Genomic DNA, 26,290 nt, shown 5'->3' on the forward strand with positions numbered 1-26,290 from the left:
AGCCTTATGCCGAAACCTCGTTATAAAACAACTAACTGGAAACAGTACAACAAAGCCCTAGTCAACCGCGGCTCACTTACATTCTGGATTGATGAAGAGACCATAAGAGAGTGGAAGCAAAGTAAACAGAATAAGCGAGGTAGGCCTCGTCGATTCAGCGACTTAGCCATTACGACAGCACTCATGGTAAAACGCGTTTTCTCTATGCCATTGAGAGCGTTGCAAGGTTTTCTAGACTCCGTATTTAAGCTGGCCAAGATACCGCTTGATTGTCCGCATTACACCTGTATAAGCCGTCGAGCTAAGGACGTTGACGTTTCATTTAAAACCAAAACCAGAGGTGTGATACAGCATCTGGCCATCGATGCCACTGGTCTCAAGGTTTATGGCGAAGGTGAATGGAAGGTCAAAAAGCATGGCACTGATGGGAAGCGCAGAGTCTGGCGTAAGCTACATTTAGCAGTAGATACTAGCACCCACGAAATAGTCGCAGCAGAGCTGAGTTTATCTAACGTTACCGATGCCGAAGTGCTTCCCAACCTACTCAAGCAGACACGTCGTAAAATCATTGAGATATCAGGTGATGGTGCTTATGACACAAGACATTGTCATGATGCAATACGTATAAAGCGAGCGGTTCCGCTCATCCCGCCAAGGGAAGGAGCAGCCTTCTGGGAGCAGGGACATCCTCGCGATCTGGCCGTAGGTTGCCAAAAGCTGTACGGCTCCAACAAGAAGTGGAAAAAGCGGTATGGTTATCATAAGCGCTCGCTATCAGAGACAGCAATGCACCGAGTGAAACAGTTGTTGGGTGGGAAACTCAGCCTCCGAAATTACAACGCTCAAGTTGGCGAGACTTACGCAATGATTAAAGCGTTGAACAAGCTTACAGGACTTGGTATGCCTGAAACTCAGTATATTGTCTAAAAGTCGCTCAACTTTGGGCAGCTTAGTTTCTCGTCTGAATTACGCAACAAAGCCGCTTGGAGCAGATAGCACTGCGCAGCTCATTGCTAGCGCCGATAAAGAAGTTATATTTCGCATCATATTGCCTTTTATTCATGTCAGAGTGATTTCTGATAAAAAGCATCCATGCTCGAATCGGTGACCCTAAGCTAGGGCGGATTAAAATGACTTACCGTGGTTGATGATCGCCCAACGAGGAACCACCATTTGCTTTTGAATCGATAGGTGGCGGATATAAACAATCAAGCCAGCTGAAAGAACAAAAGCAGCCGTACCCAGGATTCAATGATGAACTCAACAGGAGATATTTAAGTTGCTCCAAAAATACAGGGGCAGTCGATGAAATGATTTTATCGCGGTGTCACTTTCTCTCTAACTCGTATATGCAGGACATCATCCGCGCCTGCATGTTATCGTTAGTATTCATGTTAATGTAGCTACCGGCGCATTACTGAACATAAAGCAGACAGCAAAGATCAACACGCCCTAATGACCAGTTTTTATCACTCACTCTTTCCTTTTCAATTACAATTCCAATTCAACATTCAGCTTTCTAAACAACCAATCAGGTACTTTATGTACAGCGCCGTAGTTTGGCGAAGATGTTTCTACTTGCTCGCCTGATACCCATAGAGTCTTACCCTCGGGATCTCGTGAAACCTGCCAGTACAACTCGTCTTTCTTCTGTAAAAGATGACGCTTTACTTGCTTTGCAAACGTCTTACTCTGGATAAAGACACCAAACTCCATATTTAGATAATCTGATCTTGGATCAAAATTCGAGGAACCTATATAAGTCAGTTTGTCGTCTATGATGACCGTCTTATTATGATAATAAGTGTCGCCCTGATAGAAGTTGTCCTCATTCACTGCATTGTCTTTGTATTCGTAGATATTTACCCCTTTATCCAACAGCTGCTCGCGATATTGTTCATAGTAGGCCGGGATAAATGCCGAGTCGTTCGAGCTGGACGAATTGGTCACCAAAGTCACATCGATGTTGTTTTCAATCAATTGATCAATGAATGTAAACTCACCATTGTGCGCTATCACATAGGGTGTAGAAATAGTGACCGTCTTCGCTTTCTCAAGAGGTGCTTGCACTAACTGCTCTGCTCTCGCTCTAAAGTAAGGCTTGCTGTCATTGATCTTCTTTGCCGAGTCAAACACCGGGGTTACGACCACAGATAGAGTCTCCACCTCTCTTAGCGCCTCTATTGATGCATCAACGGCCTCGATCACGTCTTGACGCTGCATAAACTCTTTATGTTTTGCTTTTTCAAATTCAATCGTCTGCTCCGGTTTAACAGGCTGAATCAAATCTGCAATCGCTACCAGATGCTCACTCCCCCACAGCTGGTCATAATTGTGTGCAAACGCCTCAATGACCTCACCTTGAAATAACACATCGGTATCGAAGAAATTCGCCGCATCACTGTAGCCAAAGTAAGCTGCGCCAATATTTCGTCCACCTAAAATCATATGCTCATGATCAACATTGAAATATTTTTCATGTAAACGGTGATCAAGCGTTTGTTTGTGACTTGCAAAGTCACCTACTCTACCAAGCCATCCTGCTTTACGAGAATCGAATGGATTAAATAATCTCACCTCCATATTTGGGTTTTGCGACACTTCGGCTAACCACTTTTCATCAAATACCAGCAAATCATCCAATACCAGCCTAACCTTAACACCGCGTTCGGCCGCAATTTTGACTTCCTCAAGCAGCATCAGCCCCACGATATCTTTATCCCAGGAGAAGTAGGTCATATCGATTGAGACCTTGGCACTGCGTATCATGTCGATTCTTCTTGCTAGGGCTTCAGAGGCCGACGGGATCAAATACACTTCCGCTTGATATTCGCTAGGTTGCCAGTTCTGTTCAAAATCACTCTCAACTTCGGGAAATGAAGTGGCACATCCTGCAGCCAAAGACACGACAACCATCAGAAACAATAGTCTGAATGGTTGTAAAAACATGAGGTTACCTATATTTATTTGAAAAGGTCGCAGACTAAGGCCCTTTAATGGATGCACTTAGCCGACACAAAGAAAGTTCGAATTGCTTCAACGAAAAGTACATTAGGGGCTTCCATGCCCGTCTAATGACTCATTCCATTACTTGTTGCTGAACAGTGCACGTACATCGATATGGGCCCAATCTGTATCACCGCCGAGTGCTGGCAGTTTTACCCACAATTGCAACTCGTTAAGGTCTGTAACGACTTGGTAGTTGGTTAAATCAACATCTTGGTTAGTAGGCTTTGTCACACCGCCGTTCTCTTTGAAGTTACCTTCCTCGTCATAAAGTGGTAAATCGAAGATGTCACGCATCGCTTGAGCATCGATGCCTCCTGCTTGCTCTGCGTGACGAGCATTTAGATTCTCAAAACGTTTTAGCGAGAAACTTTGTGTTTCGCGCATACCCAAACCCCAGTCTGGATTCAGGAATGTGTTTACCGTTACAAACGATTGAGCACCCTTGTCTGATACGCGTAGGCGGTTTTCCTGCATGGTGTTTTCGTATGCACATGCTTCGCCTTGTTCGTCTGCTAACATCCAAATTGAAGCGATGTCTGTACGAGCTGCTTGGAAACGCGAGCTCAGTGCTGTAGCCGTATCCGACTCTGTCATGTAATCGACCACTGAGTTCAAGAATGATGGTTTTTCAATCGAAACAATGTTGCCACCCATTGAAGTACCATCATGTAGGTCGGTATAAACGCCTTTGTCATTAAAGCCTGTTACCATCCACTGCCATCCAGGCCAGCTCACGTTAACAAAACCATTTGAGCCATCGGTTGGATTGTATACTGTGGTGTAAATTGGGAAATCCAAGAACAGCTCATTCCAGTCCATGTTACGACCAACAATCGTGTGGCCATCAACCGTGTTATCACCCCAAGATGCCATTGAAGAGCAGCCTGAGAATGAATGCAGCTTACCAAGGTAGATCGCCATTGGACCACTTTGGTCAAGCACAATGACTTTTTCTAATGGCCAATCTAGGCCCTCTGCAACCCCCATGAAATACTGTTTACGGCGGAGTGACAAAGTAGAGAGCACGCGTGCGCCAAACAGTTCAAACGCTTCTTGCTGGCTAATAAGGCCGTTGTCGAACTCTGGCTGAACAATGCGCTGATACATTGCTTCCATATGTTCTTTAGAAAGCTGGCCATACTGTTTGCCCATTTCAAACCAGCTGCCGTTAAGTTGAAGTACGTACAGCATGTCTTGATCAGTTTCAAACATAGTGCCGTTTTCAAATTGCGCTTTTTTAATAAGATTTTGAGTAGTCATAATTGCCTCTATTAAATGTGATTATGTTTCGAATTGAGGCCATTTTAGGGTGAATTTTCTTATCTCAACAATTCCATATGACGGACCAAACCCATCGCAATTCAAACAAACCTCCACTTACGACGGTTAAAAGCATGCAAAAACAGCGAGATAGACACCAATACGCTAGGCAGCTTCTGTTGATAGTGTGCCTAAAAGTATTGATAAATAATTAAGTAAGAGAGACAGGCTCCCATAAGCGTCATTTAACTAACAATCAACTCATACAACCCGTTGGTGCTTCGTTCTTGTTCTTCAAGCTTGTGGAAAATTAAAGCTGTAGCGGTTCGAATAACGATAAACATGGGTACACCAGCGGCAGGTGAGAACAGTGAGAACAGTGAGAACAGTGAGAACAGTGAGAAATGATAGTGTGAGAAATGAGTAAGGCGAATAACTGTATATCGTGAGATATCAGCCATTCGCCCTAAATTGACAGAAGATTTTGCACAGAACATGCTTATGTTGTGAATCAGGATCTATTTACTCCCACACATGACCCTCTATCACTTTCTGATAGCCATATTGATATAGAGACTGCATATAGTCTGCATCAAACATCGCTTTACTGGCGCGCTCCTGAGGGAAATCACGCCCCATCGCCGTAAAACGCACATCTAGGCCCTGCACCTGCGAAAAATACAGGATTTGATACAGATCCCCTTTACTCTGCTGAACCGTCAGATCTTTCACTGTTCTAGTGATCAATTCAATGCCCTTATCTTTGGTTTGTTGATACGGCATCTCAAGCAGGCCATTGCGAATAACATGAACTTGTGGCGGTTTTGTCATCCTCATCGCCAGGCTTATCTTCTGATAATCAATATGGTCGGCAAATAAGAACATTTGATTCGCAAGACCACCGTCCACATGCAGCTCTTCGCGCGACTTTCCATTTTCTTCAACCTGGATAAATTGTGGTGGAAACACCCCCGGAATTGAAGCGCTTGCAGCCAGTATCTGGTGTATCAATCTAACTTTGTTTTTTGATGAACTGTTGGCAATTGCGCCTAAGTTCCAAACCACAAGTTCAGCCGAATCAAATTGCGTCGTCCCTATCAGTAGACGCTTCCCCGCACGATGCTGCGCCGCTATACCTTCAATCAGTTCTGATGAATATGTATTGGCAATAAACGTTTGTAGACCGTCCCCATTTGAGAGTGCATCTTTGGTTAATGTCTGCAAAAAATGTCGCTTACCAATAATGTCCTTATCACTGATATTCAACATGACATTGGTCATCTCTGGCACCATCTCTTTGCCAACAAAAGCGAACGGAGCCATCAATGCACCAGCGCTGATCCCCGTGACGACACTGTAGTCTTCAAATTGTCCGGAATCATAGAGGCCGTTTAATACCCCTGCTCCATAGGCACCATTGGCGCCTCCGCCAGATAGAACTAATACGTTGAGTGAGTCTGTATTCGAACGTATTGGTGTCTGATTCGTCTTCGCATCATAAAATAGACTCGTATCCTCTCCAGAAAATACTCGAATCGGTTCACTTGGTGTCTCTTCTGTGTCTATGACAACTTGAGCATCATAATAATTTTCCATCGACACCCGATTTTCTAGTGAGTGTGTCGTGGAACAGGCGCTTACCATTAATATGGGTACTAAAGCCGTTATAAATCTCTTCATATTTAATTTCATAGCTCCAACTCATCTATATATTACAAAAGCATGACTTAAGTGATTTAAGTTCCATTAGAAACGATAGCCAAAGTTCAAGGTCATCGAATTTCTCGTCTCACCTTTGTTATAAAGAACGCTCAAGTTATAGTTTTTGCCAATCTGCTTATTAAATCCGACCAAGTACGCCCAGTTATTTAGTTTTACACCAACGTCATAATCAAACTCGATATCACCGGCAACCACGTGCCCGTCCATACGGCTGTCTAACCCTTGATACTCCGCACCCACAAAGATTTGTGTGCGGTAGTCCACTAACTGGTAACCAAGCATCGGTTGAAGAGTCACAATACCGTCACCCCAACGACCACTCCCTTTTAGGCGAGTTTTGGTATAAGTACCGGTTACTGACGCAAAGAATTCTTTATACCCGACGGATAACGTCGTGCCCACGCCAGCCATGTCGTATTCCAGGTGCAGCGGTACATTTAGTCGCCCTGTGTCACACAAAACGGTTATTTCTCGACAAAATGCATCACCAAGATGAGGAAGCTTATTATTCAGCTTATCTCTGATAGTCTCTCCCACTTCCCCCGTGTATTCTGCGTCTACGTTAGCATCAACGTTTATTTTTCCCACTAATCCAAATACGTTCCAAAAAGGTAGAATATTGACATCACCGCGCAATGTGAAGCTCTCTGCATTCACAACGCCAATAGATCCAAATGGGTCAAAAATATCATTCAGTCTGACGTCTTGAATCACAAAATCATTGAATGCAATATTCATATCCTGGCTACGATACGAGGCCGAAATACCAAATGGAAGTGGTACGTCGATCCCTTGGCGTCTCACCATATCTCCCATTAATGGAAATATACGATCCAAATCAACACTTTGCTCAATCATTCTTGGATCTGACACCTGCTCTAGACGTTCATGATCCATAATATTAACCCCGGTTTTGTCTTCATAAATGGCGACAGGTGAAATAAAGTTTGTGATTGTTACTGGCTTTTTCTTGTGGTTACCGTTAATCGTTGTCTTCTTATCTGCGATAATCACTTTACCCGACGGTAGTGTATTAAAGTGGATCACTTGCTCGTAGCTTGTGACTTTATATTTGTCATAATCAAATGGCTTTCTATTATAAATAGTCATCGATACTGGTTGGTTATCGATGAGCTTTAGCTCCACACTTAGAAAACGAAAGTAGGCAATATCTTGTGGCAGCCCGTACTTTGAGTAGTCAAAGCTGATGATCACTTCACCGTCATCTTTTTCAACCGCTTTGACAGAGTTTACATCATAGCTGTCTACATAGTTTCTTAAGCGATATTCAGTGCGCGTAAAGGCCTCGATCTCACTAATCACATCTTCTTGCTCATCGAGCTGGTCTTTGCGGTACTTGATACGAAGATCAATATTGCCTTTCGTATCCGTATCTTTAACGAGGTAGACCTGAGACTCCCGCACCTCATCACCCACTTTCACTGTGCGAGTTGCGTACTCGACTAAATGTTCACCTTGCAGCAAAGAGCTCATCGCTAACTTTGGTAAGTTGTCATCTACGTTGTAGTGAGCAAAAACTTGTTTACCTGTATAAGTCGCCAACTCGCTTCCCTCTACTTCAATCGCGAAAGCGCTTGTTGAGAAAGAGGCCACAAGAATTGCAGATAACAGTGTACGTTTGCTTTTTGTGTAAAGTGTTTTCATAAGTAGAGAAACCATTCGTCATAGTTGATTTCATAACCCCATGATTTCAACTATTTAGATTAAATGAAGCCTCCGCTTCACCATCGATATTCAATCCGACCCTTTGGTCGTTTCGTTAAGATGAGCAAATTTTAAGATGCTTTTTTAAAACCATTTAATCTCATATGACGGATGTAACCCTCACAAGACTTGTCACCCATACCCCGATGACCATATAGATCCTCAGTTTAAATAGGCACAGATTGACCAATCGAGATGTCGTAATTGAAGCTCTTTATGGAGGACTCGATCCATCAAATGTGATTATTTAAACTTCGGTAGGGCCTATATGATTTCCTGATTACTTGGGAAATAAGAGTTAACTATGAGATTGCGAAATAACGGTTTACTTGGGTGTCTATTACTGATGGGGCTTTCCTGCCACTCCTTTGCTGAAAATATGAACGCGAAATCGGTGCTTGGAGTACTGGAGAACAATTTTGTCGAGGGGGAATTGCGTTACTGTAACTATGTATATGACGATATTTATTTTTATGTTGTGCAGCAGAAAGAAAAGTCATGTCATGCAGTAGCGATCGGGGAAATCCTAGAACCTAAAAAAGTGAAAAAGCCATCACTCAAAATACCTAGACTATGGAAGCATACTCATAAGCAAACTGGCTAATAATGACTTGGCGTAGGTCGGTCTAGGTGACAGACACATCACCAATAATAGAGTGAAATCTAATTCTGTCGTTTGCTCCGAAGTTGATAGTGTATTTTCGGTGATGCATCAAAACGAATCAATCGTTGACGACGGACAACATCCGTCTTGTCCTAGTCAACACCCTAGCCAAATGCAACCGACAAAAACCAAATTAAAGTTATAATTTACATATAGTTAAGCAAAGTACCCAATCAAACCCTTCAATGTTAGCTCCCTACATTTCTGTGACTTAAACCACCTTAGCAACTATTTTTGTCGCATTTCATCCGCTGTTCGCCCATATTTATCTCTCAACTTATAACAATATTTTCGACAACCTGTTGGTTTTGAATCACGGTGGGTTGGACTGAAATAGGAGTGGCAGTTTATGAGCTTTAGCATTGAACAGTTATTGGCATTTGTTACGGTTTACGAAGAGCGATCTTTTAGTAAAGCAGCAGCCAAACTTAACAAGCACCGAACCACTACCGGGCAGGTTATCGCCAACTTAGAAGATGTGTTGGCCGTTGAACTATTTGAACGTATAGGTAGAACCGTCGAACCGACCGAAGAAGGGCACTTACTCTACCATTACGCCAAATCAACCGTGGATCAATCGAATATCTTCGACAAAATCGCGCTCAGCTTATCCTATGGTGGGCTGGAAGGAATTAACTTCGCTTATTCCAGTATCATTCCCCATGGCGCATTGGCCGCTATTAGAGAACAATTGGCTGAGGATTTTCCCAATATGCGCGTCAATTTCTTGGTTAAGACAAAAGAACAAATTGAAGAAGGGCTTAACAACGGCGATATTCATTTCGGCCTCGTGAATGTTGATAAAGGCAAAGGGATGTATGGCAAAGACGCCACTTTTCTTGGCCATATCGAATTTCTGCCGTTTGTTAAGAAAGGCGGGGCATTATCACAACTCTCTGAGAGCCAAGCCCTTAGCGGCCTGCGTACATCACGACAGTTTGTTCTTCGAGCATTCGTCGATGAGGGGTTAAAAGAGAAAGTGGTGGTTTCTCCAAATAATGAAGAAATCGACCAATTGGCGCTTGTGATCAAGTTAGTTCAATCTGATCTGGGTTGGGCATGGCTTCCCAAAGTACTCTCTGAATCCGAATACGTTACCGAAAACCTTGAGGCGATTAAGCTCGATGAACTAAAACACGGACTTAGGTTCTCTATTTCGCTCTGGAACCCACACTCAAAACAGATATTGGTGATTAAGAAATCCATCACTAAAGCAATCGATCGCTACATCAAACACTTTTTCCACCTACAAAATCCTTCGTAGTAGCCTCGACACTGTCTAGTAACACTGGTTGAGTTTCAATATAAAAGAAAGCCGTCACTTCGTTGAAGTAACGGCTTTTTGTTAATACAACACACGGATATTGCTAGCCGTGATGATGCCCACAATCAGAAAACTGCTCCATCGCGGTATGTAAACAGCATTCGTAATTTGACAACTGTTCATCATTTAAGATCCCGCGAGGATTAGTCTCAGTATCATTAAGTGAGACGTACTCTCTACCTTGTTTCTTAGCCACAAATTCTTCCTTTGTTTTACGCAATAGTTCTTTGTCCGTCATTAATTCAAGACCCTGGGCAGCAAGTACATGCGCGGCTTGTAAACCTGATTTTTGACCAATGCTCATACCATTACATGCGGTACAACCCCATTGGTGCGGTGGAATGCCTTTTGGCCATGAAGCAAAAATCACCCCCATCGTTGGTACATTCCAACTAATGTCACCCACATCCGACGAACCACCGACTTCTAAACCTTTCTGCGGCTCCATCACGTCTGTTGCTAAGCCTAATTCTGGCTTACCCATTTCTTTTTGGATCGATTTAGCAAATTGTTGCTCTTCTTCTGTCCAATCGATTGGGAAATAACGATTGAGGTGTTGCGTAATACTCGTTGCTAACACATCGTTAGGTAGGCAATCATAAATGCCCCCTAAGTTAGTCATTTCCGAGCGAGTCTGTGTCGCCATTGCCGCACCTTTAGCAATATCTTCCAACCAATCTTTGTGCTCACGCACATTATCGGCACTCTTACCACGATAACGAACTAGCACTTTGGCGTAATCCGGAACCACGTTCACTGCCGAGCCACCATTAAGGATCTGATAGTGAAGGCGGCTGGTTGGCTCTAGCTGTTCACGCATCATATTTGCTGCCACAATGAACACTTCAGCGGCGTGCAATGCACTACGACCTTCCCATGGCGCAGCCCCTGCGTGAGCGGTCACACCATGCCACTCAAAAACAAGATCAATGGATGCTGCCGAGTGGAAATTTATCGCCGTGTTAACCATTGCAGGGTGATTATGGAGGCAAACATCAAGCTCATTAAATAGTCCTGTCGCTGCCATGTAGTTTTTGCCATTCAAAGCTTCTTCTGCCGGGCAACCATACACTTTTATCGTGCCAGGAATGTTCTCTTTTTCCATGTGGTTCTTCAGTGCGATAGCGGCACCAATGGATGATGAACCAATCAAATTATGACCACAGCCATGGCCATTAGTGTTGCCACTTTTTGCAGGCTGTTTATAAGGCACAGTATCATTCCCTAGGTCTGGCAGCGCATCAAATTCAACCAGATACCCCACCACTGGTTTACCTTGCCCCCAGCTCGCTACCCAAGAGGTGGCAAGGTCCGCTATATTTCGTTTTTCAATTGTAAAGCCATGCTGTTCCAAAACGGCGCTTTCTAGTGCTGAGCTTTTAAACTCTTCGTAGCTTAACTCGGCAAAGTCCCATACATTAGAAGCCATGTTCCAAATCACCTGTTCTAGGTTTTTTACTTCTTTGTCTAGTTTTGTGTAATTAGTCATTGCTTGAATCCTATTGAATAAATTGAAGATTTACTTTCTCAGCACGAAAAGCGTTTGCCTAATTGCCCTGAGAACTTGCAAATGATTATACCCATCACTAAACCTTCCAATAACTTCAATATGACGGACCAAATCCTACAAAATACGCTTTCCACTAATAAAAAAAGCGCCTTTCGGCGCTTTAAATATGTCTATTCATTATCACTAAACGGTAAGTTTACGGGGCCAGCTAACCCGTTCAAAAAGCAACGCATTAAACTGAAATGTCGCCATTACGATAAATAAAAACACTAACGTCGTCAGAGGGGAAAGGACGTTGTAGCTTGGTACCAGCTCTGTCGCACTGCCCACCATATTTATCAATGCATTTCCTAACAGCAATCTCACCGACATAAGGTGCCATTTCTCTAGTAGCGAGTACCCCACAACAATATTGAGAAAAAATACCAGAGCCAACTGCCATGATGCGGTCAGCATTGGAAACAAGAATACGTACTGCGCTAATACCAATGCGGCAAATGTCATATAAATCAGCATTACTGGCGCTGCCAATTTTGCTGGAGCCGTGGCAACGTTAGCAGCCACGATCAAGCCAAATACAGGAAACGAGGCTCCACCAGGAATTGGCATCAATATCCACATCGCAATAACAGACAGCGATAAACCCAACGCAGTTAACATTCCTCTGAGTTGCTTGGTACGAAGGTCGTTCTCGAGAGTATTCATGGTTTGCACAGGGATCGACATCAAGGCTTGAGTGGTATTCGAGCTCCCTGAAAGTAGTGCTCGCATTTCTGTTATTAACGCTGCCAGTTCTTGTTGACGGCTTACCCGATTATTTTCGGCCGCCAGTTTTCGGCTCACATACACCAAGCCATTAACCAAGCACTTTAACTTTGCTTTGCGCTCTGCCAAGACGGTTTTATCAATCTCTGGCAGTGTCAGTATATCGCTGATAAGAAGAATGTTTTTCTTCCTTTCCTCTGGGCTCACTTGCGGCGTTTCACCATTAAGTTCTTGCTCCAAACTATCAAAGGTAGCTACCGCCAAGCGATGAAACTCACTCTCACTGGTTGTGGGCCATACGAGTCGATAGACCAGCGAGAAAATCACCACCCCAAGCACCGTGTCCTGAAAGCGCAGTATGGCGGTTGATAGGCCAGCAGCACCACTGTCGATGCCTGCGCTGGAAATAACCAGACACACGGTAATAGCAATGTTGTAAAGATAGCCTCTTCGCTTATCAAAGTTCATAAAGACGCAAAACATCAAAAAGGCGACGATAGACGCCAAAAAGGCCATTCTCTGCTGCGAAAACAATCCTAAAATGATAAATGCCGTCACAGCACCTAGCAGAGTACCCATGGCACGGTTTTGTGATTTTAGCGCCGAATAACCATAACTATCCGTCAACGACAAAACAAAAACCGTCAACATGACCCAAGAGGATTTCTGCCACCCCAGCCAATGGACTGTGAGCAGCGAAAGTGACAGTGCGAGCCCCGTTTTTATTGCTTGTTTCGTGGTATGTTTCAACATGGGTTAACCTCTGTAAGCAAATGGATTACTTATGGACTTGAACAGAGGCCGTTGCCCCGACTCTTAACTGAACATCTTCTGGTACAGCGTTGAGTTTCACTTTGACTGGGATTCTTTGAGCCAGTCTAATCCACTGAAAGTTTGGGTTTACATTAGGAAGCAGTGCATTACCCGTACTACCGTCGGTCTTGGATATGCCATAACCTATGCTCTCTACTTCGCCTTCTAATGTGACATTTTGATCCGATAACAGCACCACTCGCGCAGGTTGTTCAACATCTAAGTCTGCAATATCGGTCTCTTTAAAAAAGCCTTCCACCCAAAAACTGTTTTCATCAATTAATGCCACTACAGGGCTATTCGCAATGACTTGAGCGCCAATATGATGACGCAGATTGGTAATATAACCGTCCGTTGGAGCAACCACTCGGGTGTAGCTTAGGTTGAGCTCTGCTTGTTCAACTTGGGCATGCGCTAGCGAAACATTCGCCGCGGCAGATTCTACGGCTGTCTTAAAGTTGTCTAACGTTAACGTTGATACCGCACCGTGCGAGCGAGCTTCCAACCCCGTAGCTCGACTGAGCTCATTCTCTGCTTTGTTGAGCAGCGCTAGTGCCTGTTCTTGTGCGGCTTTTGCTTGCAATAACGCGACTTGGTACGGTTTCGGGTCGACAACAAACAGTAGATCACCACGCGCGACACGCTGATTATCCTTTACGGCTATGTCGACTATAGTGCCCGTCACACGTGGAGTGATTTGAATAATATCGGCACGAACCTGACCATCGCGCGTCCAAGGGTTTTGTTCATAGTGGGAATAGGAAGCATAGCCAGCAGTGCAGGCCGCTACCGTCAGTATTGCTGTAATCAAATAACGTTTCATAATCTCTAACTCTTAAACAAATGGGATAAATAAGCCAATAAATGCACTAACGAGTACAAATAGGCTCAGTTCAAAAATGGCTGGGATAGCAATCCATCGATTCCCACCGAGTTTCGCTGTCGCAATCACCAAACCATTAGTGATGAGGTAGGCGATAAAAGCGATAAACAATAATGGGGGTAAGTACACCTCCCCCAAGGTAAATTCATGTGGCATAGCCGCTCCGAAAATTAAAAGAAGAATGTCGAGAGCGTTAGCCTTTGTCTCTCGAGAACTTGCGAATGATTTTACCCACCTTTTCTCCCTTCACTAACTGCCTTATGATGGATCAAATCCTACGATTCACTGTTCTCTACACACGTGTTTAGGGAGCGGTAGAACTAACAACCAAAACCATGTGATATACCAAAAAAAACCTCCTGAGTTTGCACTCAGGAGGCTGTCGTCGTTGATTAAAAGGTGGTTTTGTTTCAGCGCCTATATTAATCGGCTAAGCTAAATCATATTAATCGACTAGGTAATAGCTAAGTAAGCCAGAAGCTTGAAGCCCATTAAGACGACCATGACTGAGAGTCGGGTCATCGCCCGCCTGGTTGTATCGATCCCAATCAAGCTCCAGCGCCAGTTCACCCTGCTGGTCGATGACCATGACACTGTCTGTCGACGGCTCATATTGGTAGTCTTCGAATAAGCTGTCACTGAACCATAGGCGTGACAGTGAGTTCATCAGTACCAAATCTTTTTTCGATGGAGATACTTGCGTACTGTCCAATCGAAGAGGCTTATTGAACACAAATGGTAGCTCAGAGCCATGACATGAGCCGCTCACACAGCTGATCGTTTTCAGCAAATCACCGAGGCTCATTTCGCCTTCTTGACCATTGGTGTTATACGCCCATACGTTAAAACTTGGCTTGTAATCAAAGTGGTAGAGGCTCACTGGCTGTTGAGACTCCTGCGCCTTTTGACGAGCAGGTCCCATAAACATCATGTCATTCATCAGCGTGTTAAACTGAGCCATGTTCTTCACCGCGAGTAGTAAGTCATTTTCGCGATGTGGGGCAAAGTCATTGAAAGCCATAATCTGAGACGTCTGTTCACTATTTCCCAGCCCAAAGAACAAGTGATTAACCGCTTCATAAGCCGTAGCAGGTAAGCTTGGTAGCTCAATCGCTGACTGAGGACGATCTTCTTCTTGCTGTAGCATCTGAGTTAAAGCCGTTACGTTTGCTTCATCTTGTAACCAGGTTTGCAGTGTGTCTGTCAGCTCAACAGGCGTCATCATTTCCAAAGACTCAGGTTGCGACTCTTGCACCAACTCTAAGATTTTAGGGATCAGAAACGTCAGTCTCGGTAACATCGTCATCGTATTGGCGTCATCATCATTCACCCCAATGACCGTCGGCACCGCAAAGTCCTCAGAAAATGGCTGAGCAGCGTATTCACTACAAGAGACAAACCCCATATTCTCGCAAGCCATGTAAGGTGAAAATGGCATAAATTGGGCTATCGGTGTACGCTCAGCACTCGTGCCTAATGGGTCAATACTTTGAGTCAACCAGCCCGTCAGGCGATTCACAGGATTGAGGACTTCTTTTTGTGCGGCAAGGACTTCTTCCGTTGACGCGTCTTTTAAATCTAAGCCGTTGTCCTGACTCTTCGCACTTTTATAACTGCGATACTCAAAACCGTAAGGGTTACTTTGCATGATCGCGCGCTGGAAATAGTGGTTTGGTAGCTCACCGTTCAACATTTGTTGCTGAAGCAAACCAATCGACATCGCGCCCGCGCCCTGCCCCATAATCGTCACGTTGTTTGAGTCACCACCAAAGTCACCGATATACTCTTGTACCCACTCTAACGCTCGAGCTTGATCGCCAAGGCCATAGTTGCCATCGACACCTTCACCTTTCACCCAATGGCTGCCCAAAGCGCCCAAGCGGTAGTTCAGCGTTACCATGATAAATGGGGTATTATCGTCGATACCTTGAGCCACCACAGTGTCACCATGAACCAAAGGTTCAGAGCCTGCACCATACTCAAAATCACCGCCGTGTAAAAAGACATAAACAGGGAGACTGTCTCCCGATTGAGTCTCTGCTGGTCGCCACACATTGAGATTTAGACAGTCTTCATTTTGTGGTTGAGTGGTTTTTTTCAGCTGTGGGCACGCGGCGCCAAACTGAGTCGCATCGACGTCACCTTCTAGTGACTGAACCTGACTGTGTTCAAAACGTTCAGCGGAAGCAAAAGTAATCCCCTTAATCACTTCAATACTTTCCAGTTTCTCTTCACCAGACAATGTTCTAATCACTACTGACTCTTGCATGGCATGAACATTGGCGTAACCAAGGTCAACCATCACGGGTTGAGCAGGCTCAGGCTTGAGCGGCGTTGGCTCTACCGGACCTGTCAGTTCATCAGAGCTCTCATTGCTACAAGCAGAAAGTAGCAGGGCGATGGACGCAGCGATAAGTTTAGGCTGTATAGACATGTAGTTGCTCACTTATAATTAATATCTAAATTCTGTTATTTAGCTCAAGCAAGCCTTTCCTTTTGCTAACCCACTTCTTGTGACTGTTTGTGCTGACTTGTGATGAATTATAGGGAGATAGTCGACAACGCAGTAATCGCGTTTGACGGACGCTATCCACTCAATCCCGTTTTCTTTAGAAGCCACTGCCTAGTGTGATATAGAAAGCGCCTTCATCATCACTGCGTGCAATATCGACGCCCATATGAAGGCCATAGCGACGCGCTATCTGGTATCGAAAGCCTGCACCATAGGCACCAACGCTCTGATTATCAGAATATTGACTATCCATTTTAGCGACCCCTGCTCCATAGAACGCCGAGACTTTCCAGCGATGATCAATGTCATAGGTCACCTGCGTTTGTGCGGTCGCAACCTGGTCACCTTGATAACGAAAAGATGAGACACCACGCAGTTTAATGTAGGGCTTTGTCGTCGGCGCAACAAACTCATCCTTAGTGTCGAACTTGTCGTAATTACCTGCAAACCCCAATGTCCATTTATCATTGAGCGGGACATACCCCTCGCCGGCCACATTCCACTTGGTGTAATTGGAGTCACTGCCCAGTTTTGAGTCATACACCATGTATTCACTGCTCACCTTGTAGCCATCGGTAGGATAAAACAGATTATTGCGAGTATCGTATTCAGCCAGCAGCCCTAAACCCGAAGTCACCTCTTTATTGCCTATTGTAAGATCCAGTAATTTACTAACCACCGTATTATCCGACTCAACCGTGGTATAAGAAGCCAACTGCTTCACCCCCAACATCAAGGGCGTTTTAGCAATGCGAAATTGCAGCTGCTGGAGCATTGCGACACCAGAAGTTTGTGTATTAAAACTAAAGGTATCCTGAATAGGAGGTAATACAGGCCCAAAGCCGGGAAAATCAATATCTTGATAAATATTAAGGTTCATCTGACCGCCACCTACTCCACCGATGTAGCGGATAGTATCGCCATGCCATGTATGGCGGTGGCCTGCAAATGCGAACCAAGAACCATTTTGTGTGCCTGCAGCCCCTACTGCGGTTATCGCAGCAGGCATCAGCTGCGCACCACCATCTAAAGAGGTCAGTGCAGCCTGTTTTCGCTGCTGCTTTTGCTCTTCGGTTTCATGCATAAAGACGCCAACCAAACCACCACCGTAGCCTACCGCGGGTTCAGTAATCACAATGGGCACAGGAAGAAAGCCCACTGCGTTCTCTGCGATATGATGCCCCATATCAAATTGACCATCTGCGTCATCAAAAAACGACCCAAGACTTGGAGTGGATAGCACTGCGCAGCTCACTGCCAACGCCGATAAAGAAGTTATATTTCGCATTATATTGCCTTTTATTCATGTCAGAGTTACCTCTGATAAAAAGCATCCATGCTCGAATCGGTTACCCTAAGTTAGGGCTGATTAAAATTACTTGCCGTGGTTGATAATGGCCCAGCGAGGAACCACCATTTGCTTTTGAATCGATAGGTGGCGGATATAAACAATCAAGCCAGCTGAAAGGAGCGCACCAATCTGAGAATACTGTGGGGCGAAAGACAGAACTAAGCTGTAAGTCAAGCATCCCAACGCAACCGGGATGGCGTATAACTCTTTAGTGAGTAATAAAGATGGGCGCTGAAGCAGAACATCTCTTACGATCCCCCCACCTACCGCGGTGATGGTTCCAAGAATGACTGGAGCCACTGGTAACCCAAACCCCATTGACCATGCTTTATAAGTACCTTGCACAGCAAACATCGCAATCGCGAGTGTGTCGATATAGAGATACACCTTATTGATGCTTTTCAATTGCATTAAAGGAAAAAAGGAAAAACCAAATACACTCGCCGCACACGCAATCGTGATATACGAGATATCGATAGACCAAAAAACCGGTGCATCTAAGATGCAGTCTCGTATTGTTCCACCACCAACCGCAGTGATAATACCGAGAACAATGACCGTAAAAATATCGACCTTTTTGTCTAGGGCGGCTAATACCGCTGAAAGGGCAAAAGCGGCCGTACCAAGTATGGTTATCGATTCGATGACGAATTCACCAGTAGACATATAAGTTGCTCCAAAAATACAGGGGAAGTTGATGGAATGATTTTATCGCGGGGTCACTTTCTCTCTAACTCGCATATGCAGGACATCATCAGCCCTTCTTGAAATAGGCGATATTTGAGCCAAAAAAAAGAGCGTCATTTCTGACGCTCTCACTAGTACTTTTATTACTGGCCTTTACATCTACTTCACGCTATTGCGAATGGCTTTACCTGGGTAGACTCCCTTCAATACTTTTGAGTCTTCGACAACGACAGTTCCGTTAACGACAACATAAGGGATACCTGTCGCTGGCAAGCCTGGCTCCTTCAGAGTTGAGTTATCTTGTACTGTCGCAGGGTCAAACATGGTGATGTCTGCGTCAGCACCCACTTGAAGACGACCTTTTTTACTCATTTGATCAACACCATTTTCCTCTAGGAATTTGGCTGGCATGTAAGACATTTTTGAGATAGCGGTCATGAGTGGCATCAAACTCTCTTCACGTACCATTTTCAATACACGTGCCTGAGTTCCCGCTGCTCTTGGGTGTCCTTGCAAACCTTCATATGGCGTATTCCAGCTGTAAGCCATCATGCCATTGGATGTCATCAACGGAAATGAGTCACTACCAATGATTGTGGACTCATGAGACAACGCATTTTTCAAGTCTTCGTTCGTTGCACCATAGAACATCACACTCGCACCTGGATTCTCTTTCAGTAACTGCTCATAACGCTCTTTGGTTAGCGGTTTCATTGTCTCTGTTTCAATGATGTCAGAATAATCACGTCCCATATTACGCTGATAGTTTTCAGGATCTAGATAATCTGCGGCAGCAATGGTGGCGCCAAAATTATAAGGATAGATTTCCGCCATTACGCGATACCCTTTTTGTCTAGCATCATCAAGCATTTTTAGCGCTTCCGGCGTTTCATTAAGTGTTTGCTGATGCATATGCTGAACCAGCAAACCACCGCCATATACGCCTACGTTCGACAGCATTTCTTGCACGCTCAACAAACCAGAGGTCGGTGGCAGTTGACTTGAGAAACGACCGTGAAGATACGTGGACACACCGTATTCACCAGCTAAGCGTTGCCACTCTTTCGTTTCAATCATTGTTGTTGCTTTTGACATGTAACCCACTGGTACGCCAATACCAAGACCACCAGCACTCAACTCCTGATCGACTAACTCAGTGATCCGCTCAATCTGCTCTGAGCTCGCAATATCGGTCAAGGCTACGGAGTTAATCTTAGACGCTTTCATTTCTTCAGCATCAAACAGATCATTAACCATGGTACCCGTACGAGACTGGTAATCCTTGTTAAGCACCTTTGTACGTATACCCGCTGCTGACACGCTGGCACCAAAGTTAGTTTGTGAACGACCTTCCAGACGTGCGTACCAGTTGCTTACCGGATAGGCACCAACTTCCAACGCGAGTGGTGTCGTCACACCATTACGTAGTTGCAATTTTTGCATAACAGGAATAGCGACAACGTGAGAGTGCGTATCGATAAAACCAGGGGCAACAACCAAGCCACTCGCATCAATGACTTTATCACCCGTGATCGCTTTGTCAGTGATCTCTGCAATTTGGCCGTTCTCGATCGCTACGTTAGCCACTTTATCCATGCCAGTTTCAGGATCCATCACACGACCATTCATAATGACGAGATCGTAGGCAAAAACGCTCGGCGATAAGGCAACCATTAATGCCAAAGCGGTTTTCTTCAATGTGTTAGTAGAGGTAACTTTCTTCATATTTTGTTTCCTGCATCAATTTAAAAATCAGTAAATAGTAAAAGCGACTTGCTTTCTCTGATGGTTATTATTGACGACTTTCATGCAACTAATAACTCTCACATGACGGATCAAATCCTTCAAAAAACTAACTATCAAAGTAGGCAGTAGGAAGCAAAAAAATATTACAATTTAAATATCAGTCTGTTATAGACAAAAAGCAGCCAGTCACAAAATTGTGAAGAGGCTGCTTTTCTAAGTAGGTGAGTCTAAAAGTAGAATTTATAATTTGCCCAAACCACCGTGTCTGAGATGTCGATCGATTGACTCGCCGACCTCATATACCCCGAGGTGTTATCCACTCTTAACTGACCCCATCGCGTCTTGTCTTTAGAAAATGGCGTTGCGATCATAACTGTTGATTTGAGTAGCGATGTTTCTATCTCTCCGTTTAGATAATTGTACTCCGGCCAAGCTCCAATATAAGTACCATCATCACCCAATGTATACATGGCATAAAATGCCGCCGAAGCACCAAAAGCCTCTTTCTCTGTTACGCCCATCGCAGCCGTTGAATTACTTGAGTATTCACCCGCGAGAACACCTAGTCTTGGAAAAAGTTGTAACCCTTTAACTCCCGCATTAATCGCTGCCACACCACCAACTGAAGCTGACGTGAACATTGAGTTGTCGATAATATCCACACTAAGCGCAGCACGAGGCACAACATTATTACTAGTGGTAAAAACATGAAAATACTGCATACGACTGTCGGAGTAATGACCCTCATTATCCATGGTTCCCTCTACGGTCAACATACCCGTCTGACCATTGTCGAAGTGGAAATCACCGGAAATAGAGCCCTTTAAACTCCCTTGGTTACTAAGACCAAAATACGCTGAAGTACTCGTCTCCGTTAAATCTGAAGGATTAGGAGCATCATCTGCCATTACTGGTGAGATCATCCCGAGAGCGGCAACTGACAGCGCCAGTTGAGTCAATTTATTCATTTTTGCTACCTGTAAGGTTTTAAGTCAATGGTGGCTATTCCTTCAACGAAAGTAGTGGCGGCATCCAGCCCATCGGTCGCTATTTTCACCATTAACTCTACAACCCTAAACTCGCCTATGACGGACGAAATACATCAAAAGTCGACTGTAGTGCCGCTTTGTAAGCTGACTAAACACGGGAAAGAGGGTTGATGAGGATACCATTCGTCATAAGCGATTGTGAGTGGCGCAGAGCTATACCTATGATGAGAGCGGTAACTCACTCAACCCTAGAAGGTTCAATGATGAAAACTGTCTACAAATCTCTACTTTTATGTTTCGCAGCACTCGCGACTACGGCAGGTAACGCGTCTGAAGTGTTAACGTTAACCTGGAAAGATCTCGTTCCTGAAGATCAGCAAGAAATGATTCAGCAAGCGTCAGTACAATTTGTATCCGACCATAGTGGAGAGGCACCAGAACAAAATAAAATAGGTAGCTTTCAAACAGACCTCGCTGGCAAAACCGTTCGTATTCCCGGTTTTGTTATCCCTTTAGAAGGCGACAACGAGAAAACCACCCAATTCTTGCTCGTTCCATATTACGGAGCCTGTATTCACGTCCCACCACCACCGATAAATCAAATAGTCTTCGTTGAAGTACCAGAGGGGACTGCTAACCAAGGACTGTGGGATGTGGTGTATGTGACTGGTACTTTATCTATTGAAGATAAATCTACAGACATAGCGGATTCAGGATATGTGCTACAAGATATTAAAGTTGAGCAGTATGAGGATCAATGAGCTAAAAACCGTTAGACTGTTAACCAGTCCAACCGGGTTTAGTAATTCAAAAGCAAACCTTATTGTCTTCCGACAACAGGTGTCGGGGGACAATAAAGTCTGATCAAAAAACTAAGCTTTTAGCCTTTCAATGACGATACTAATATCTATAGATTGATCATTTTTGTATTAGACTGCACGAACTACAGGTCATAGCTTGACAATAAAGTTTGATCAAAAATTTATACCCGAGTCGCTTAGTGATCACATAGAGACACATCCAAACGTAACGCCCCTATGAGCATTCACCTGTTAGGTCAAACGCATAAAGACCAGTACTAAATATGCCCGTCAAGACTGCAAAACTAAGCCTTAAATTCAAAACTATTGTTCATCAAAATTAGACTATAGAGTTTGAAAGATAATATGTAATTATTCTTTGAATTAAACAATACTGAGGGCATGAAATGGAAAAAACAACCCCGCCTGGAACTGTCTCTTCAGTACTAAAGGTGTTTACTATCGTCTCTGCCTTGGCTGACCAAAAAGAGGCCTGTCTAACTGACCTCTCAAAACAATTGAGAATGTCGAAAGCGACGACCTTGCGTTTTTTACAAACAATGAGAAGTTTAGGATTTGTGCATCAAAAAAGAGGGGAAGAGAAGTACCTATTAACATCGAAGCTATTTGAGCTTGGTTCAAAAGCGCTTGAGCATGTTGATTTAATCGACGCGGCAAACAAGGAAATGACAGTTGTCTGCGGTGCCTTTAATGAAACTGTTCACTTAGGAGCCATTGATGAAGACGCAATTATTTACCTTCACAAAATAGATTCAGACTATCGCTTTCGAATGCATTCAAGAATTGGTCGACGAAACCCTCTCTACAGCACCGCAATTGGCAAGGTTCTCATGAGCTACCTATCTGAGCCCGGAATCAGGAGGCTTCTCGCTACTGTGGAATTCAAAGCTCACACAGACAAAACACTTAAAAATGTTGAGCAACTCCTGGCTGAGCTAGATTGGGTCAAGCATCAACATTATGCGGAAGATATTGAGGAGCAAGAACCGGGGTTACGATGCGTCGCTGTACCTGTGTTTGACCGATTTGGAGAAGCTGTCGCAGCGATTTCAATCTCTTTTCCGACTAATCGATTTGATGAAAAAAGAAAACACGATTACCTCAACTCATTACAACACGCTGCTCGTAACATTTCCAAGAACCTCGGGTATCATCATTACCCTGTATAGTATTTGAGCTTTATAATGATCACACATTTTGAAGAGCCACTCCGAAAAAGAGAGGCTCTCCTAAATGCTAACTAAAGCGATATTCTATTCACCCACTTATCGAGTCTAGAATAGCTATTATCCTCGATAACAACATTCGTCGTTTCTCTACCATCCTCCGGACGAAGGACGATACCCCATGTCGTTGTGTCTTTCTCCCGTGAACCGTCTTGCGTGATTCCGTTTATTATATTTTTTGTCACACGATTACTGCCCTGAACCCCATTGAGCGCAATACCTTCGTATTGTTTTCCATACTTGTTTGTCGGCGTAGGAGAGTCGGCAACAATCGAACCAAGGTTATCGATGCGATTACTGTCTATCACCACATCGTTAGCACGCTCGACACTGATGGGTCTGACTGAGTTTGACACACTATTTTCAGAGATATTGACGTTAGTTGCAGTCCAACCGTCATACACTCTTTTGATACTCAAACCTACAACGACATCGTTCATAACATTGTTTTGCATTTTGATATTATCAGCGCCTCGTTTACTAGTTATGCCATCATAGGCTCTTTCTACGTAGTTATTGACGAGCGTGAAGTGGTCTCCATACTCTCCGGACTCGCCCCCAGCAGAGACATAGATTGCTGCATCACGAACGCCAAAGAAGCTGTTGTTTCTAATGATTGCCTTTAGTGCTCCCGTCATGAGAATTCCACTATCTCCACCCGCTAAGTAGTAAGGATCCGTATCATTTTGAGTGCCTATGAAAACAATATTCTCTATGAGTAGTTCATTTAGTTTGCTCTTACCTGAGCTTGTCGCACCACGAATTGAGAGCGCATCTGCTGTCTGCTTTGTTCCTTCTCTTCCTTCCGGGGTCTTATGACGAAGAGGAACAACAGTAGAAACCTTGGCTTTTGACATATTGAACGTGCCACCAGTCCAATCAAAATTTGCTAGCACGCTCGCACCACTACACACATCTGATTTTGATGAATGCGTATCGAAACTAAACATATCTCCATCCAACTGCTCGGTAGCAATAAAACGAGCCTCACTAGCGTCTACTTTAAGATCGTTTCTCAAGTAGATTTTTGTATCTTGGCTAATGTAATAGGTCCCCGTAAGTACCAACTCAGAACCAGTATTCGTGGCTTGCTGGAGCGCGGCTTGGAGTTTACTTGTATCACCTTTGGGGTTTATCGGAGTGGAAGTACAGTCTTCTGCGACTGCTGCGCTAGATACCAAGGATAGAATGAGGAAGGAAAGCTTTTTTGACAAATGATTGCAGTTCATAAATTTCTCTTGTTTTGTTTCAGTTATTGTTTAAATGAGCACTCTATTAGAGTTATAAAACTAAGGCGTCTGCCCTAGCGAGTTAATTAATCATTTGATGTAAATGGGGATCCAACAAGGTAATTTATTGCCCGTAGTCACGTCATCATTTGCCTGTAATATTCGACTCCTAAAAGTAAGAAATTAATGATAGTTCTCTATAAACTAAAAAACCCTTAACGAGAATTAACTCATTAAGGGTATGGTATCATCTTATTTATTAGGCGATTGCTGACGCTTTTGTGACTTTAGTGCTTTCAAGTTTACGTTCAGACCTAACTAACAAGGTACCGATCAGAGCGAGAATCGCAGCGATAATGACAAACAGCATTCTTCCCCACAATGGGTTTGGTACTAGAGTCAGGCAGAGAATAAAGACAGACGCAATAAGTACCATCTTACCAAGCACACTGTTCTGCTTATTATCCATCGCAACACTTTCTGGGCAGTCTTCAACGACAACTTCTGTGTCCACATTGGTAAAGAACTGTTTAACTTCAGCTTCTCGTTGTGCTGGCAGCCCCTTGTAGAAGAACTGTGAACAAACAAAGAATGGTAGTGTAATCGACATGTGTCCGATCAAACCTAGCGTTACCGATTTCATCTCTGTATATTCACGTGACGTCAGCGGTTGCTCTAAACCCAGAATCGATTGCAGCGCTTCCGGTGTTAGAACAAAGGCGATAAACCCTGATACACACATACCTACGATCACGGTACCCCAGCCTGCCCAATCAGGTGTTTTCCTAACAAAGAAACACATGATCGAAGGAATGAGGATCGGGAAGCCGATAAGCGTGCTCACCAACATCGTTAAATCAAACAGACCAAACTCTCTCAATGATGTTAGGAAAAGCGCTGCAACAATAATGACGATACCAAACAGAGCCGTTAGTAGCTTACTCACAAAGATTAGGTGTGACTCAGAGTGGTTTTTACAGAAGTATGGTTGATAAACACTCTTCAGAATAATACCTGCATTGCGGTTTAACGCTGAGTCCATCGAAGACATGGTTGCAGCAAACATCGCAGCAAGCATCAAGCCAACCATACCTACAGGCATTTCACGACTAACGAACATAAAGTAGGTCGCGTCAGCCACTTTGTGACCTAGACCAGCCAAGCCCCATGTACTTGTATCTGGGTAATGTGCAGCTACATACCACGCAGGCACAAACCAAAGTAATGGGCCAATAAGCATTAACGTACCCGCTAAGATCGCTGCTTTACGAGCGTTTTTGGTATCTTTTGCCGCAATATAACGGTAGGAGTCAACCATATTGTTGGTGCTAAAGAACTGTTTAATAAACATGAAGATAAACCAGCCAACAAACAAGTAAGCGTGGTTGTACCCGTCTCCAATAAATGGCTGTTCAGGAAGACCGGCCTCAAGAAGTGGTGTCAAACCACCAGACTTCCAAATCGCGACTGCGCCCGTGACTAACGTCATAGTTGTCAAGATGATCATCTGCATGAAGTCTGACGCAATCACCGCCCAGCTGCCACCAACGAGAGACATGAACAACACCACTGAACCAGCAACAATAATTGTTAGCTCTAGCGGCAATCCAATTACAGCACTAGTAAACACAGCCAGTGCATTAATCCAAATCGCAGCCTGGAGAACACTCAGTGGAACATTTGCCCATGTGAAAACTTGCTCGTTCACTGGACCAAGTCGCATACGAACACCTTCCAATGGTGTGTCTACTCGCATCTGACGTGCTTTTGCTGCAAAAAACAAATAGTTACACAGGTAACCAAGAGCGTTTGCATAAAAAACGGTTGTCGCTACTGCAAATCCACCTGTTAGTGCCTTACCCATGTGGCCAGTAAACGTCATGGCACTAACTGCTGTCATGAATGATGTGGAACCCACCATCCACCAGAGCATTTTACCGCCCCCACGAAAATAATCACTTGTGGAGTTACTGAAGGATTTGAATAAGACCCCAATTGCCACAAGGAAGCCAAAGTAAACCAGTACGATTGCTATATCAACCATGTTTCTTCCC

20 protein-coding genes are annotated in these 26,290 nt (G+C 44.2%); 4 read left to right on the forward strand and 16 right to left on the reverse strand.

Translation table 11 applies throughout. The annotated features are described in order from the left end of the window. Positions 1–6: 6 nt before the first annotated feature. A complete protein-coding gene (locus PG915_RS18425; RefSeq protein WP_353499865.1) occupies positions 7–927 on the forward strand; it encodes an IS5 family transposase in 921 nt (306 codons plus the stop codon). Positions 928–1,491: 564 nt separating this feature from the next. Here PG915_RS18425 and PG915_RS18430 read toward each other — a convergent pair. The 5 genes from PG915_RS18430 to PG915_RS18450 form a co-directional block, all read right to left on the reverse strand. After that, the gene (locus PG915_RS18430; protein ID WP_418642766.1) at positions 1,492–2,949 is read right to left on the reverse strand and encodes a phospholipase D family protein; all 1,458 of its coding nucleotides are present in this window, start codon (positions 2,947–2,949) and stop codon (positions 1,492–1,494) included. Between the two features lie 138 nt (positions 2,950–3,087). After that, positions 3,088–4,269 carry a C45 family peptidase gene (locus PG915_RS18435; RefSeq protein WP_353499866.1) on the reverse strand — a complete coding sequence of 394 codons (1,182 nt, stop codon included), beginning with the start codon at positions 4,267–4,269 and terminating at the stop codon, positions 3,088–3,090. Between the two features lie 245 nt (positions 4,270–4,514). Further along, positions 4,515–4,730: a hypothetical protein gene (locus PG915_RS18440; RefSeq protein ID WP_353499867.1), complete on the reverse strand. Its 216-nt coding sequence runs from the start codon at positions 4,728–4,730 to the stop codon at positions 4,515–4,517. Between the two features lie 61 nt (positions 4,731–4,791). Beyond that, positions 4,792–5,949, reverse strand: coding sequence for a patatin-like phospholipase family protein (locus PG915_RS18445; protein ID WP_353499868.1), 1,158 nt, complete (start codon positions 5,947–5,949; stop codon positions 4,792–4,794). A gap of 66 nt (positions 5,950–6,015) precedes the next feature. After that, the gene (locus tag PG915_RS18450; RefSeq protein ID WP_353499869.1) at positions 6,016–7,656 is read right to left on the reverse strand and encodes a hypothetical protein; all 1,641 of its coding nucleotides are present in this window, start codon (positions 7,654–7,656) and stop codon (positions 6,016–6,018) included. 1,073 nt (positions 7,657–8,729) lie between these two features. Here PG915_RS18450 and PG915_RS18455 point away from each other — a divergent pair. Then, positions 8,730–9,644: a LysR family transcriptional regulator gene (locus PG915_RS18455; RefSeq protein WP_353499870.1), complete on the forward strand. Its 915-nt coding sequence runs from the start codon at positions 8,730–8,732 to the stop codon at positions 9,642–9,644. Between the two features lie 103 nt (positions 9,645–9,747). On the opposite strand, the gene PG915_RS18460 is transcribed toward PG915_RS18455, so the two are convergent. From PG915_RS18460 to PG915_RS18500, 9 genes are all read right to left on the reverse strand, one after another. Next, positions 9,748–11,193, reverse strand: coding sequence for an amidohydrolase (locus PG915_RS18460; protein WP_353499871.1), 1,446 nt, complete (start codon positions 11,191–11,193; stop codon positions 9,748–9,750). A gap of 204 nt (positions 11,194–11,397) precedes the next feature. Further along, positions 11,398–12,732, reverse strand: a complete 1,335-nt coding sequence (locus tag PG915_RS18465) for an FUSC family protein (RefSeq protein WP_353499872.1) — start codon at positions 12,730–12,732, stop codon at positions 11,398–11,400. A 25-nt stretch (positions 12,733–12,757) separates the two neighbouring features. Continuing rightward, positions 12,758–13,618 carry an HlyD family secretion protein gene (locus PG915_RS18470; RefSeq protein WP_353500161.1) on the reverse strand — a complete coding sequence of 287 codons (861 nt, stop codon included), beginning with the start codon at positions 13,616–13,618 and terminating at the stop codon, positions 12,758–12,760. 9 nt (positions 13,619–13,627) lie between these two features. Next, entirely contained in the window at positions 13,628–13,831 is a 204-nt protein-coding gene (locus PG915_RS18475) for a DUF1656 domain-containing protein (protein WP_353499873.1), read from the reverse strand. Between the two features lie 289 nt (positions 13,832–14,120). After that, positions 14,121–16,109 (reverse strand): carboxylesterase family protein, encoded by a 1,989-nt coding sequence (locus PG915_RS18480; protein ID WP_353499874.1) that lies wholly within the window; start codon positions 16,107–16,109, stop codon positions 14,121–14,123. 175 nt (positions 16,110–16,284) lie between these two features. After that, entirely contained in the window at positions 16,285–17,475 is a 1,191-nt protein-coding gene (locus PG915_RS18485) for a BamA/TamA family outer membrane protein (protein ID WP_353499875.1), read from the reverse strand. Positions 17,476–17,562: 87 nt separating this feature from the next. Next, complete coding sequence (locus PG915_RS18490) at positions 17,563–18,204, reverse strand: trimeric intracellular cation channel family protein (protein WP_353499876.1); 642 nt, start codon at positions 18,202–18,204, stop codon at positions 17,563–17,565. Between the two features lie 180 nt (positions 18,205–18,384). Then, complete coding sequence (locus PG915_RS18495; RefSeq protein WP_353499877.1) at positions 18,385–19,950, reverse strand: amidohydrolase family protein; 1,566 nt, start codon at positions 19,948–19,950, stop codon at positions 18,385–18,387. Between the two features lie 248 nt (positions 19,951–20,198). Next, positions 20,199–20,939, reverse strand: a complete 741-nt coding sequence (locus PG915_RS18500) for a hypothetical protein (protein WP_353499878.1) — start codon at positions 20,937–20,939, stop codon at positions 20,199–20,201. A gap of 281 nt (positions 20,940–21,220) precedes the next feature. Between PG915_RS18500 and PG915_RS18505 the strand changes: the two genes are divergently transcribed. Both PG915_RS18505 and kdgR read left to right on the forward strand, forming a co-directional pair. After that, positions 21,221–21,721, forward strand: a complete 501-nt coding sequence (locus tag PG915_RS18505; RefSeq protein ID WP_367357789.1) for a DUF3299 domain-containing protein — start codon at positions 21,221–21,223, stop codon at positions 21,719–21,721. A gap of 446 nt (positions 21,722–22,167) precedes the next feature. Continuing rightward, positions 22,168–22,950 carry a DNA-binding transcriptional regulator KdgR gene (gene kdgR / locus PG915_RS18510; RefSeq protein ID WP_353499880.1) on the forward strand — a complete coding sequence of 261 codons (783 nt, stop codon included), beginning with the start codon at positions 22,168–22,170 and terminating at the stop codon, positions 22,948–22,950. 71 nt (positions 22,951–23,021) lie between these two features. Here kdgR and PG915_RS18515 read toward each other — a convergent pair whose 3' ends face one another. Together PG915_RS18515 and PG915_RS18520 are read right to left on the reverse strand one after the other, a co-directional pair. After that, positions 23,022–24,236 carry a right-handed parallel beta-helix repeat-containing protein gene (locus tag PG915_RS18515; protein ID WP_353499881.1) on the reverse strand — a complete coding sequence of 405 codons (1,215 nt, stop codon included), beginning with the start codon at positions 24,234–24,236 and terminating at the stop codon, positions 23,022–23,024. Between the two features lie 259 nt (positions 24,237–24,495). Next, entirely contained in the window at positions 24,496–26,280 is a 1,785-nt protein-coding gene (locus PG915_RS18520; protein WP_353499882.1) for a sodium:solute symporter family transporter, read from the reverse strand. Positions 26,281–26,290 lie beyond the last annotated feature (10 nt).

This window comes from Vibrio sp. CB1-14 (assembly GCF_040412085.2).
Classification (GTDB): Bacteria; Pseudomonadota; Gammaproteobacteria; order Enterobacterales; family Vibrionaceae; genus Vibrio; species Vibrio chaetopteri.